The following is a 12544-nucleotide window of genomic DNA, read 5'->3' as shown; positions in this document are numbered from 1 at the left end:
GCGCGCCCGGGCGAGTCCCCGAGCCTTTTTTTCTGGGAGTACCCCAGCGAGCGTTTACGCGAGCCGGGGTGGTCACAGAAAAACATCGCGCGCGAAACAGGCCCAAGCAACACAGCCTGCACCTTCACCCAGCGCTAAAACCCCACAGCCCGACCTGCACGGGCCAACCACCCTCGACTTTCGACGCGCGAGGGCCCGCCGGTTAGCTCGCGAAGTCCGGGCTCGCCACCCGTGGGTCGACCGCGCGGCCCTTCGGTTCTTCCCACTCCTCCTGGCGGCCCAGTGCCGTCAGGTCGAGGTAGTAGTAGGAACCGCCGAGGGTTTCGGTGGCCCGCGCGTACATCGAGTACGTGTGGAACACCTCGTCACCGTCGCGCAGGAAGCAGCTGTGGCCGTGTTCCTCGATCGGATGCCGGCCGGACAGGTAGTACGCGGAACCGGCTCTGGCGTGCTCTGCCGGGGTGCGGAAGTTGTATTCCACGGGCGTGACGGAGTCGTCCAACGTGACGTGGAAGTCGTAGTTGAAGTCGCTGCCGTAGGAGGAGTACCAGGGGAAGGTCCAGCCCTTGCGCGCCCGGAACCGCTCGATCTTCGCCAGCGGCGCCCGCGACACGAAGGCGAGCGTGGTGTCGCGGCTGTTGAGGTGGTCGAGCAGACCGTCGGACACCTCGTCGGCGCTGGCCGAGCAGCTGGGGCAGCCTTCGTCCCACTCCGGGGCGAACATGAAGTGGTAAACGATTAACTGGCGACGGTCCTCGAACAGGTCAAGCATGTTTGCCGCGCCGTCGAGGGACCAGAAGCGGTAGTCCTTCTCGACCCGAACCATCGGCAGGTTGCGCCGCTCTGCGTTCAGGGCGTCCCGCTGCCGGGTCAGTTCCTTCTCCTTCGCCAGCAGCTCCTTGCGGGCCGCCAGCCATTCCTCTCTGGTTGAGACGCGTGGCAGCATCGTCTCTCCCCCTTCCGCGGCGCGACACTTGGGCTCGAATGCTTGTGTACGGTGTTCACAATGGCATGACCCGCGTACAGCACCCAAGCGCTGTCCGCCAGTTGCGGACACCACTGGAAGGACCGGATGACCGACGCTCGGACCACCCCCGCGGCACGCGCCACGTACCGGCACGGCGACCTACGTAGGGCGCTGGTCGAGGCGGGTGTGGAGCTCGCGCGTGACGGCGGGCCCGATGCGGTCGTGCTCCGCGAGGCGACGCGCAGGGTCGGCGTCGCGCCGAACGCGGCGTACCGCCATTTCGCCGACCGTCAGGCGCTCCTCGCCGCGGTCTGCACCCACGCGCAGTCGGAGCTCGCCGGCGCCATGCGGCGCTCCCTGATCGATCTGCCCACCTTGGCGGACCCGGTGGCCACGGTGCGGGCGCGGATGCGCGCGGCGGGGTACGCCTACCTGAGCTTCGCCGTCGAGGAGTCCGGCCTGTTCCGCACCGCGTACTCGGTGCCGCAGGAGCTGCGACGCTCACTCGACCCGCCGACCGAGGGCGCGGAGCACACCGCGTTCAGCCTGCTCAACGCGCTGCTCGACGAGCTGGTCGCGGCGGGTTCGCTGAGCCCGGCTCGCCGGAAGGGCGCTGAGTTCATCGCCTGGTCGGCGGTGCACGGCCTGGCCATTCTGCTGCTCGACGGACCACTTCGTGAGCTGGACCCGTCGATCGCTCCCGACACTGCGGAGCGGTTGCTGGAGATCATCGAACTGGGGTTGTAGTGAACGCGACGGCGGCGGGTGTCGTCCTGGTCGGCGGCCGGTCCTCACGCATGGGCACGCCGAAGGCCGACCTGGAATGGCACGGCTCGACGCTGCTGCGGCGGACCACGGATGTGCTGGCCAGGAGCGTCTCGGGGCCGGTCGTCGTGGTTCGCGCCGCCGGTCAGCCGTTGCCCCGGCTCGACCATGCCGTGACCGTGGTCGACGATCCGGAGCCCGGGCGCGGCCCGGTGCTCGGGCTGGCCACCGGGCTCACCGCGGCGTCGGCGGCGGGTGCCACGACCGCCTTCGTCTGTGCGACCGACCTTCCGTTCCTGCACCCCGCCTACGTCCGGAGGCTGCTCGGTCTGCTCGACGACGACCACGAGGTGGCGCTCCCGCATCTCGGGGGTTTCCCGCAGCCGCTGGCCGCGGCGTATCGGACGAGCCTCGCCGGCGTGCTGACCGACATGGCGTCGGCCCAGCAGTGGCGGCTGCGGGCGCTGTTCGACCGCTGCAGGGTCCGCGAGCTGGACGGCGCGGCGCTGCTCGCCGGAAGCGACCTCGCGGAGCTGGATCCGGGTCTGGACTCCGTGGTGAACGTCAACTCCCCCGACGACTACCGTGCGGCGAGAGCCCGCCCGGGGCCGGTGGTGACCGTGCTTCATCTCGGCCGCGCCCATCGAGTCGAGGCGGCGACCCTGGCCGAGGCCGCGACCGCCGTCGGCGCTCCCGCCCCGGTCCCTCGCGAGGGCGAACGCCCGCTGGTGAGCGGAGACCGCGTCGAGCTGGACTAGCGCGGGAACCGGGCCGGGGCCTCAGCCGTTCGACAGGGCAGGAGGTGGCCGTCGTGGGTGGCACACTCGTGGTTCTGCTTCTGGTGGTCGCGCTGGTCGCCGGCGGGGTGTTCCTGTCCCGGCAACGCGCCGAGACCCGGACCCGTGATCTCGAGGACGCACGGTCCGAGGCGAGACGCTGGGTCGAGCGACTGGGCGGGTCGGTACTCAACCTGCAGGGCACCGACGACGCATCGCGGCAGGCCATGGCCGATGCGTCCGAGCGCTACACCGCCGCCGGTTCCCAGCTGGACCAGGCGCGCACGGTCGTCCAGTGCCGCCAGGTGACCGAGACCGCGTACGAGGGGCTCTACTACGTTCGCGCGGCCCGCACCGCGATGGGACTGGACCCCGGGCCAGAGCTGCCTCCGCTGCCCGGTCAGCGGCGGGCAGGCTCGGTCACCGAGGCTCGGGACGTCGAGGTCGAGGGGCACCGCTACAGCGCGTCCCCCAGCCCGTCGGTCGGCAACTCGCACTATTACCCGGGCGGCACGGTGGCCGGCCGGCAGGTGCCGGCGGGCTGGTACTCCGAGCCGTGGTGGAAGACGGCGCTGGTAGCCGGCGCGTGGGGTGTCGGCTCGTTCGTGCTGTTCGACGCGCTGTTCAGCGGCATGGACGGCGCCGCGTACGCGGACGGCTTCCAGGACGCCCAGGCACTCGGGGCGGCGGACGCGTTCGGAGCCGACCAGGTCGGTGACGTCGGCGGGTTCGGCGACTTCGGCGGTTTCGGTGACGCCGGAGGCGACTGGACCGGCGGTGACAACGGCGGCGGCTTCTTCTGACCCGCCGGCCGGCTCAGGCGGCGGGCTGACAGGTGGGGCACCAGTACAGGTTGCGGCCGGCCAGGTCCGCGCGGCGTACCTCGGTGTCGCACACCAGGCAGGGCTGCCCGGCACGCCGGTAGACGTACACCTCGCCGCCGTGCCGGTCGACCCTCGGTGCCCTGCCGGTGGCCTTGGGCTCGTGTTCGGGTCGCACCGTGTCGATGCGGCCCTTGCGGACGCCGTCGCGCATCAACGCGGTCAGGTCGGTCCACATGTCGTCCCACAGCTCGCGGTCCAACGCGCGGCCGGGCAGCATCGGGTCGAGACGGTGCCGGAACAGCAGCTCGGCGCGGTACACGTTGCCGACCCCGGCGATGATCTTCTGGTCCATCAGCTGAGCGGCCAGCGAGGTGCGGGACCGGGAGATGCGGTCCCAGGCCCGGTCCGGGTCGGCGTCGCGGCGCAACGGGTCCTGGCCCAGCCGGGCACGAACGGACGCGACCTCCTCGTCGGTCAGCAGCTCACACGCCGTCGGCCCGCGCAGGTCCGCCACGTGCGTCGCGCCGACCAGACGCATGCGCACGAGTCCTCTCGGCTCCTCGGCGGGCACCGGGGTCTCGGTGAACGTGCCGTACAGCCCGAGGTGCACGTGCACCACCAGGTCCGGCCCGTAGCGGTGGAACAGGTGCTTGCCGTGTGCCTCCGCGCGGGTCAGCACGCGGCCGTCCAGCAGACCGGCGGACGCCGCGAACCGGCCCTGCGGGCTCGACACCTCGACCGGCGCCTTGCCGAATCGGCGCTGGTGCAGCCGGGCCAGCCGGTGCAGGGTGTGACCTTCCGGCATCTAGTTCCCCGGCAGACCGGTGATCTTCCCGGTCGCCTCGTAGTCGGCGAGCAGCGCGATCCGTCGTGCGTGCCGGGCGCCCTCGGAGAACGGGGTGGCCAGGAAGGCCTCGACGATCGCGATGGCCTCTTCCTCGCTGTGCATGCGGGCGCCGACGCCGATGACCTGGGCGTTGTTGTGTTCCCGGGCCAGCGTCGCGGTCTCGGTGCTCCAGGCCAGCGCCGCGCGACAGCCGGGGACCTTGTTCGCCGCGATCTGCTCGCCGTTGCCGGAGCCGCCGAGCACGATGCCGAGACTGCCCGGTTCGGCCACGACCCGGCGAGCGGTCTCCAGGCAGAACGGCGGGTAGTCGTCGTCGGGGTCGTAGCTGGTGGCACCCACGTCCACCGTCTCGACGCCCGTGGCGTTCAGGTGCTCGATGAGCTGTGACTTCAGCTCGAAACCGGCATGGTCAGATCCGAGATAGACGCGCACAGATGCACATCCAACCAGTCGCCTACCGTCATGAGCGTGACGGGTCAGTGGCTGGAACTCGCCGACGGCGTCTTCGCGCGCCGCTACCAGGAGCTCGACCTGACCGTGGGGCTCGTGTGCGGCACCGACCGGGCGCTGGTGATCGACACCCGGGGCGACGCGGTCCAGGGCGCCGAGCTGGCGGCCGCGGTGCGGGAGCTGACGTCACTGCCGCTCGCGGTGGCGATCACCCACGCTCATTTCGACCACTGCTTCGGTACGTCGGCGTTCGTCAGCCCGACGACACCGATCTACGCGTACCAGGGATGCCGTGACACGCTGCGCGCCACGGCCGAGGCGCAACGCGCGGAGTGGTCGGAGTACTACCGGGCCCGTGGCGAGCCGGCCGTCGCGGAGGCACTGGGCACCGCCGAGATCGTGTCACCGGACACCGAGGTGACCGCGCCGCTCGGCGTCGAGCTGGGCGGCCGCCGGGTGACCCTGCTGCATCCCGGCCTCGGTCACACCGATCACGACCTGGCGGTCCACGTGCCGGATGCGCGGGTCGTGTTCGCCGGCGACCTGGTCGAGCACGGCGCGCCACCGGACTTCGGGGATGCGCTGCCCCTCGAGTGGCCCGCCGCGGTCGAGGCATTGCTCGCTCTGGACGTCACGACGCTGGTGCCCGGCCATGGTGACCCGATGTCCCGCGCCGAGGCGTCGGAACAGCACCGGGAGCTGACCGCGATCGCCGAGCTGTACCGGTCGGTGGCCACCGGCGATCTCGACGTCGAAGCCGCCGTGGCGGCGAGCCCGTACCCCGAGGACACGACCCGCACGGCCCTGCGCGTCCGATGAATTCAGTGGCCCGCACTTGACTACGCGGGTAACACGGCAGTAACCCCACTGAGATAACACCCTCTTAGGTTTCACCCATGAGTGTGGTCGCGCGCATCGGGGTCGAAGAGGAGTTCCACGTCGTCGATCTGGCGACGCGCCAGGCCGCGCCCGAGGTCGATGCGCTGCTCGGCAGGCTCGACGGAGAGGGGTTCTCCGCCGAGCTGCAACGCTCCCTCGTGGAGACCAACACCTCGCCCTGCCGCACGTTGGACGAGCTGCGGACCGACCTCGTGCGGTTGCGCGCCGAGCTCGCGTCGGCGGCCGACCCGCTCGGGCTGGGCATCGTGGCGGCCGGCTCGGTCCCGCTGACCAATCCGGCCGACAACGACGTGTCCCACGGCGACCGGTACGCCCACATGCAGCGCGAATACCAGATGCTGGTGCGCGAGCAGCACATCTGCGGTGTCCAGTTCCACGTCGACATGCCGGACCGCGACCTGGCGATCTCCGTCGTGCAACGCATCGCGCCGTGGCTGCCGGTGTTCCTCGCACTGTCCGCCAGCTCGCCGTACTGGCAGGGCGCGGACAGCGGCTACGCCAGCTCGCGCACGCTGGTCTGGCAGCGCTGGCCCACAGCGGGCCCGCCGGCCCCGATGTCGAGTGCCGCCGAGTACGACGCGCTGATCAAGGCGCTGGTCGCGTCCGGCACGATCAGCGACCCCGGGATGGTCTATTTCGACGTCCGTCCGTCGGCGCACGTGCCGACCGTGGAGCTGCGGGTCTGCGATGCCTGTCCGTCGGTCGACACCGTCGTGGTGCTGGCCGGGCTGTTCCGGGCGCTGGTCAGCAGGGCCCGCGACGAGCACGAGGCGGGCGCGCCGATGCCCGGTATCCGGCACGAGCTGCTGCGCGCGGCCACCTGGCGCGCTGCCCGCTCCGGCCTGGAGAGCGACCTCGTCGACCTGAACCACGAGGGCGGACCCGCGCTGGTCCCCGTGTCGTCCATGGTGGACACCCTGCTCATGACGCTGCGCGAACCGCTGGAGGAGGCGGGTGACTGGGCACAGGTGCACGAGCTGGCCGGTGCCGCACTCGCCAGGGGCAGCGCCGCGGCACGTCAGCGCCGGTCGTTCGGGCGCCGGGGCGAGTACCGGGACGTGGTCGACTCCCTGCTCGCCGAGACACTGGGCGAGCCGCAGCCACGCACGCCGCCGCCGTCCGCGCCACCCCGGTTGCCCTCGGTGCTCGGCGGCTACGAGCCCACCGGTTTCGACGAGGTCGTCGCGCTGGGCGGGCGGGTGCTGCCGCACTACGGCTGGCTGTTCCGGGCGCTGGACCGGATCGGTCTGGACGGCATCGGCCTGCGCGAGGTCGAACGGGACACCGAGCAGCGTGCACGGAAGGTGACGTTCCGGGTCAGCGACCACGGCGAGGACCGGCTGTTCCCGCTCGATCTCATCCCGCGCATCGTCACCGCCCACGACTGGACGACACTGCAGGCGGGCCTCACCCAGCGGGTGCGTGCGTTGGAGGCCTTCCTCGCGGACATCTACGGCGAGCAGGCGGCGATCGCCGACGGAGTGCTTCCCGCGTCACTGGCGACTCCCGAGCACGGCTGGAGCGAGCACGGCAAGCTCGCCCGGCCGGGGCTGGCCAGGGCCGCGGTGAGCGGTATCGACCTGGTGCGCGACCACGCCGAGAAGTGGCTGGTGCTCGAGGACAACCTGCGGGTTCCGTCCGGGATCGGGTACGCCATCACCAGCAGGCGCCTGGTTCGCAGTGTGCTTCCCGAGCTGGAACCGCCGGCCGGTGTCGTCCCGGTCGAGGGCGTACCCGAGCTGCTGCACAAGATGCTGCTCGACGCCATGCCCCCGTGCGCTGGGCCGGACGGAACCGTTGCGCTGCTGTCCGCGGGGCCGATCGACTCCGCCTACTACGAGCACCAGCTGCTCGCCGAGAGCATGGCGGCGGCGCTGGTGACACCTCAGCAGATCGTCGTCCGTGACGGTGTCGTCTGGCGTTGTGAACGGGATCGTCCGGCGCAGCGCCTTGATGTGCTGTATCGGCGGATGGACGAGAAGAACCTCCTCGCCGCGAAGGGCGCGGACGGACAGCCTCTCGGCGAGGACATCAAGGCCGCGATCGCGGGCGGCACGGTCAGCGTGGTCAACGCGCTCGGTAACGGGATCGGCGACGACAAGGCCGTGTACGCCTACCTGCCCGCGATGATCACCTACTACCTGGGCGAGCGTCCGCTGCTGGCGAGCGTCCCGACCTATCACTGCGCGGACCCGGAACAGCGCGCCGAGGTCCTGGCCAGGGTCGACGAGCTGGTGCTGAAGCCGGTGGACGGTTACGGCGGCGCGGGCATCGTCATCGGTCCGCACGCCGATCCTCGGACGTTGGCGGAGGTGTCGGAGCGCATCAGGGCCGAGCCGGACCGGTGGGTCGCGCAGGAGCTGGTGCGCCTGTCCACCCATCCGACGTACGCGGGCGACCGGATCGAGCCGCGCGCGGTCGACCTGCGTGTCTTCGTGTTCAACGGTAAGAGCCCCGAAGTGGCTCCCGCGGCGCTGACCAGGGTCGCGCCGTCCGGCAGCATGATCGTCAACTCGTCCAGGGGTGGCGGCGCCAAGGACACCTGGATCCTGCGCTGACCCACACCAGATGAGGGTCCACCGCGTTGTGACAGGTAGGACTGCGGGAGACGGCGAAGCGGGAGAAGACGATCGAGGGCACTGTCACCGAGCGGCTCGGCGCCGGACCCGGGTGGCTGACCGCCGCCGGCTGCCACGGCGCCGGCCTGTCTCCCGACGGTGGGCTGCTCGCCTACATCTCGGACCGCGACGGGCTTCCCGCGCTCTGGATCGCCCCGATGTCGGACTCGACCGAGGACGTCGAGGTGGGCGCGGTCCGGCTGGACACCGGGACAGGCCATGTCCGGCAGGTCAGCTGGTCGCCGGACGGAGCCTGGCTGGCGTGTCTGGTCGCGCCGTACGGGGGCGAGGACACCCGGGTGCTCGTCCTGCGCCCCGACGGGAGCGACCCGCGCGAGCTGGCGGGCGGTCCCGATCGCTGCGGCGTGCTCGGCTCGTGGCTCATGGACGCGAGCGGGCTGGGGATCAGCGAAGCGGACCGGAGCGGCGCCGGACCGACGGCGTTCCTCGTCGATCCGACGAGTGGCCGGCGCACCCGGCTGATCGGCGGGCCCGCCGCGGTGGTGTGCTCGTTCAGCCCGGACGGCCGGTTCGCGGTCGTCAGGGTCGGCAGGCGGGGTGTGCGCGAGCTGATGCTCGTGCACGTCGGTACCGGCCGCGCGACTCCGGTGCTCCCGGGAGCCGACGCCACCGTCGCCGACGCCCGGTTCAGCGTGGACGGGTCACGGCTGTACGTGCACACCGACTGCGGGAGGGACCGGCCGGCGCTGCTGACGTTGCCGTTCGGCCGGGCCGGGCTGCGTCGTGACGCCTACGCCCGGCATGCCGTGCTGGCGTCCCGTCCCGACGCCGACCTGGACGTCTTCGCGGTGTGCGGAGGCGCCCTCGCGGTGGTGTGGAACGTCGAGGGCCGCAGCGAGCTGGAGCTGTTCGACACCGTCTCCGGCACGCGACGGACGCTCCGACCGCCCTGCCCGGTGATCAACAATGTGTCGTTCGCCGGTGACCTCAGCTGGCTGCTGGTGCGTGCCGAAGGTCCGGCCCAGCCTTCGCACCTGATGCGCTTCCCGCTGCGCGGCCGAACGACGACCCCGAGGCCCCTGTTCCCGGCCGAGCCCCGTCCGGACCTGGTCGAGCCGGCACCGCACAGGTTCACCGCCGACGACGGCCTCGAGTTGTCCGGCTGGTGGTACTCGCCGCCGAACGCGACCGGCGCGGCGGTCATCTGGTTGCACGGCGGGCCCGAGGCGCAGGAACGGCCCACCTTCGCGCCGTTGTGCCAGTCGTTGGCGGCGGCCGGGATCGGCGTCTTCGCACCCAACGTCCGGGGTTCGTCCGGCTACGGGAAATCGTTCGTCAACGCGGACAACGGCGAACGTCGGTTCGCCGCGATCGCCGACGTCGCGGCGGCGGCACGTTTCCTGGGCGCATCCGGCCTGGCCGCGCCCGACCGGATCGCGGTGAGTGGACGCTCCTACGGCGGCTACCTGACCCTGGCCGCGCTGGTGCGCTACCCGCGGCTGTTCCGGGCGGGCGTCGACGTGTGCGGCATGGCCGACCTGGAGACGTTCTTCCGTGACACCGAGCCCTGGATCGCCGACGCGGCGACCAGCAAGTACGGCGATCCGCACGCAGACCGCCAGCTGCTGCGCGAACTGTCGCCACTGCGCCGGATCGACCAGCTGACCGCGCCGTTGCTGGTCGTCCACGGCCGCCACGACACGAACGTGCCGCTGACCGAGGCCGAGCAGGTGCTGGCCGCTCTGCGCAAGCTCGGCACCCCGGCCGGCTCGCTGCTGTTTCCCGACGAGGGCCACGAGATTCACGGTCTGGCGAACCGCGCGCTCTTCGTCCGCACGGTGGTCGATTTCCTCACCGACCACCTGCTGGCCGAGGGCGCCTAGTGTCCCGAGTCGGAAGTCCGCGCGCTGATTCCGGCGCCCAGATGCCGCCTGGCGGCGGCGCCGTCGTTGCAAGTACCCCGGTACGAGCTGCCTCCGGCGCCTTGCCAGACGACATCTGGATCACCGGACTCAGCACACGAACTTGCGACTCAGGACACTAGGCGATCCGCTGGAAGGACGTCATCGTGAACGTCCCGTCCGGATTGCGTGCCAGCACGAAGTCGTACAGCTCCCGGCTCCAGGAAAGATCCTTCTTGTCGAACCGGAGCCTGGCACGAACGTTGGTGCCGGTCACCGTCGGCGGTTCCACCACCGTCACGGTCTTGAGACTGGTGTAGAAGCTCTGGTAGTCGGCGAAGCTCTTCGACTGGGCCTGCGCCTGGGGGCTGAGCAGCTTCCACGCTTCGGTCGGGTTGGCCGGCGCGAGCTGGTAGTAGGCCTTGATGAACGTCGCGGGATCGGTGGTGGTGACCGCCTCGGCACCCGGCGTGGTCGGCGCCACCGAGACGCCCGGCCGTGACGACGCCTCGTCCGACGAGCCCCCGCTCGATCCGATCCCGTACGCCAGCAGAGCGATACCACCGGCGATGACGAGGACCACGATCAGCAGGACGATGCCCACGGTGGAGGGACGCTGCCGACGACCCGGCCGGGCAGCAGCCGCGCCGGACGGCATGGCCGGCGGAGCGGCGGAGACCTGCTGCGCAGCCCTCGGACGCTGGATGGGCAGCGGTGAGGTGTCGACCTTCGTCGCGGAGTGGGCCGGCGTCGAGGAAGGTTCGGTCTGGGCCGCCGGCCTGCTCACGAGCGGGAGCGGAAGTCCCGACGGCATGGTGCCCGGGGTACCGATCGTCCTGCCCGCCGCGAGGGCGGCCAGCTCGTCGCGCACGGTCGCGGCGGACGGCCGGTCCGCCGGGTCCTTGCTCAGCATCCGCATCAGTGGCTCGGTGAGCTCACCGGCCTTGTCCGGCGGCTTCACCTTGCCCTCCCCCACTGTGTACAGCAGGGCGTAGGCGTTTTCGTCCAGGCCGAAGGGCGGGGTGCCCTCGACCGCCGCGTACAGCGTGGAGCCCAGTGCGAACACGTCGGAGGCGGACGTGGGGGTACGGCCCCTGGCGATCTCCGGCGCGAGGAAGGCGGGAGTGCCGGCGATCATCCCGGTGCGGGTGATCTGCACGTCGTCGGCTGCCCTGGACACGCCGAAGTCGGTGATCTTGACGTTGCCGTCGGGGCCGATCAGCACGTTGCCCGGCTTGATGTCCCGGTGCACGATGCCCGCGCCGTGTGCGGCGGCGAGCCCGTCGGCGATCTGGCTGCCGATGCTCGCCGCGCGGCGCGGGTCGATCGGGCCTTCCTCGTCCAGCAGCGCACCGAAGGTACGGGACGGCATGTACTCCATGACCAGCCATGGAGAGTCCTCGTGCAGCACCACGTCGAACACCGCGATCGTGTGCGCGTGCTGCAGCCTCGCGGCCAGGCGCCCTTCGCGCAGTATGCGCTGCTTGGCCTCCTGGTAGCCGCGGTCGTCGAAACCCGGCACCCCTGGCTGCAGGAGCAGCTGCTTCACCGCGACGGTCCGCCCCAGCAGCTCGTCGGTAGCCTGCCAAACCGCACCCATGGAACCGGCGCCAATGCGCTCGCCCACGCGGTAGCGCTGTGCGAGCACAAGCGGGCTCGCGTCACCGGTCAGTGTCACGCTTCATAGCCTATTACCTAGCCGATGATCACCTCATAGCCGCCTGAGGTCGCACCCGTCAACCGTTGGGAGCGCCCTCCCCACGATCGCGACTATGCACACCTTGGTGTTGTCTCGCACATGTCCGGACATGTGCGAGGCAACACGTAGGTGTGCACAGTCGTCTGCTTCACGCCATAGGCGACGGGTGGCTCAGAAGGTGGGGTCCTCGGTGCGGGTCCGCTTGAGCTCGAAGAAGTGCGGGTAGTTCGCCAGGGTGCGCGCGGCGTCGAAGATCTCGCCCGCCTGCTCGCCCGACGGGGCGCGGGAGATCACCGGGCCGAAGAACGCCACACCGTCCACGTGGATGGTCGGGGTGCCCACGTCCAGGCCCACCGGGTCCATGCCCGCGTGGTGGCTGGCCTTCAGCTCCTCGTCGTGGTCGGTGGTGTGCGCGGCGTCGGCCAGTGAGGCCGGCAGGTTCAGCTCGGCCAGCGCCTCCTTGATGACGACGTCGAAGTCCTTGTTGCCGCCGTTGTGGATGCGGGTGCCGAGCGCGGTGTACAGCGGCGCGAGCACCTCGTCCCCGTGTTCCTTGGCGGCCGCGATGCACACTCGTACCGGTCCCCAGCCCTTGTCCAGGAGGTCCTTGTACTGCTGCGGGATGTCGCGGCCCGAGTTGAGCACGGACAGGCTCATGACGTGGAAGTTCAGGTCGATGTCGCGGACCTTCTCGACCTCCAGGATCCACCGTGAGGTCAACCAGGCCCACGGGCACAGCGGGTCGAACCAGAAGTCGACCTTTGCGGTGGTCGATGCGGTGCTGGTCATCGCGTTAGTTCTCCTTCTCGGACGGATGAGGCCTCAACCAGGCCAAC

The 12544-nt window shown here is 70.8% G+C and carries 11 protein-coding genes; 6 read left to right on the top strand and 5 right to left on the bottom strand.

Annotation, left to right across the window (positions count from 1 at the left end; genetic code table 11):
- Positions 1-202: 202 nt before the first annotated feature.
- Positions 203-946 carry a DUF899 domain-containing protein gene (locus G406_RS0142440; RefSeq protein ID WP_028938602.1) on the bottom strand — a complete coding sequence of 248 codons (744 nt, stop codon included), beginning with the start codon at positions 944-946 and terminating at the stop codon, positions 203-205.
- Positions 947-1072: 126 nt separating this feature from the next.
- Here G406_RS0142440 and G406_RS0142435 point away from each other — a divergent pair, with 126 nt between their 5' ends.
- The 3 genes from G406_RS0142435 to G406_RS0142425 are packed head-to-tail and all read left to right on the top strand — an operon-like array spanning position 1073 to position 3311.
- The gene (locus G406_RS0142435; protein WP_028938601.1) at positions 1073-1714 is read left to right on the top strand and encodes a TetR/AcrR family transcriptional regulator; all 642 of its coding nucleotides are present in this window, start codon (positions 1073-1075) and stop codon (positions 1712-1714) included.
- Positions 1714-2490 (top strand): molybdenum cofactor guanylyltransferase, encoded by a 777-nt coding sequence (gene mobA, locus G406_RS55110; RefSeq protein WP_051343431.1) that lies wholly within the window; start codon positions 1714-1716, stop codon positions 2488-2490. Before G406_RS0142435 ends, mobA begins: the two co-directional genes overlap by 1 nt.
- A 53-nt stretch (positions 2491-2543) precedes the next feature.
- Complete coding sequence (locus G406_RS0142425; RefSeq protein WP_028938600.1) at positions 2544-3311, top strand: hypothetical protein; 768 nt, start codon at positions 2544-2546, stop codon at positions 3309-3311.
- Between the two features lie 13 nt (positions 3312-3324).
- Here the strand turns inward: G406_RS0142425 and G406_RS0142420 are convergent, their stop codons facing one another.
- Together G406_RS0142420 and G406_RS0142415 are read right to left on the bottom strand one after the other, a co-directional pair.
- Positions 3325-4137, bottom strand: a complete 813-nt coding sequence (locus tag G406_RS0142420; RefSeq protein WP_028938599.1) for an Fpg/Nei family DNA glycosylase — start codon at positions 4135-4137, stop codon at positions 3325-3327.
- On the bottom strand, positions 4138-4611 hold the full coding sequence (locus G406_RS0142415) for a ribose-5-phosphate isomerase (protein ID WP_028938598.1): 474 nt from the start codon (positions 4609-4611) through the stop codon (positions 4138-4140). It lies immediately after the preceding gene.
- Positions 4612-4647: 36 nt separating this feature from the next.
- Here G406_RS0142415 and G406_RS0142410 point away from each other — a divergent pair, with 36 nt between their 5' ends.
- The 3 genes from G406_RS0142410 (at position 4648) to G406_RS53235 (ending at position 9991) form a co-directional block, all read left to right on the top strand.
- Entirely contained in the window at positions 4648-5448 is an 801-nt protein-coding gene (locus G406_RS0142410) for an MBL fold metallo-hydrolase (RefSeq protein ID WP_028938597.1), read from the top strand.
- 77 nt (positions 5449-5525) lie between these two features.
- On the top strand, positions 5526-8087 hold the full coding sequence (locus tag G406_RS0142405) for a carboxylate--amine ligase/circularly permuted type 2 ATP-grasp protein (RefSeq protein WP_028938596.1): 2562 nt from the start codon (positions 5526-5528) through the stop codon (positions 8085-8087).
- Between the two features lie 218 nt (positions 8088-8305).
- Positions 8306-9991, top strand: coding sequence for a S9 family peptidase (locus G406_RS53235; RefSeq protein ID WP_051343430.1), 1686 nt, complete (start codon positions 8306-8308; stop codon positions 9989-9991).
- A 157-nt stretch (positions 9992-10148) separates the two neighbouring features.
- Here the strand turns inward: G406_RS53235 and G406_RS53230 are convergent, their stop codons facing one another.
- Positions 10149-11687, bottom strand: coding sequence for a serine/threonine-protein kinase (locus G406_RS53230; protein ID WP_245607433.1), 1539 nt, complete (start codon positions 11685-11687; stop codon positions 10149-10151).
- A 192-nt stretch (positions 11688-11879) separates the two neighbouring features.
- Positions 11880-12497 carry a mycothiol-dependent nitroreductase Rv2466c family protein gene (locus G406_RS0142390; RefSeq protein ID WP_028938595.1) on the bottom strand — a complete coding sequence of 206 codons (618 nt, stop codon included), beginning with the start codon at positions 12495-12497 and terminating at the stop codon, positions 11880-11882.
- Positions 12498-12544 lie beyond the last annotated feature (47 nt).

Origin of the sequence: Actinospineispora spinosispora DSM 44797 (assembly GCF_000429025.1) — a bacterium.
Lineage (GTDB): Bacteria > Actinomycetota > Actinomycetes > Mycobacteriales > Pseudonocardiaceae > Pseudonocardia > Pseudonocardia spinosispora.
This window is presented reverse-complemented; position numbering and strand designations above follow the sequence as displayed.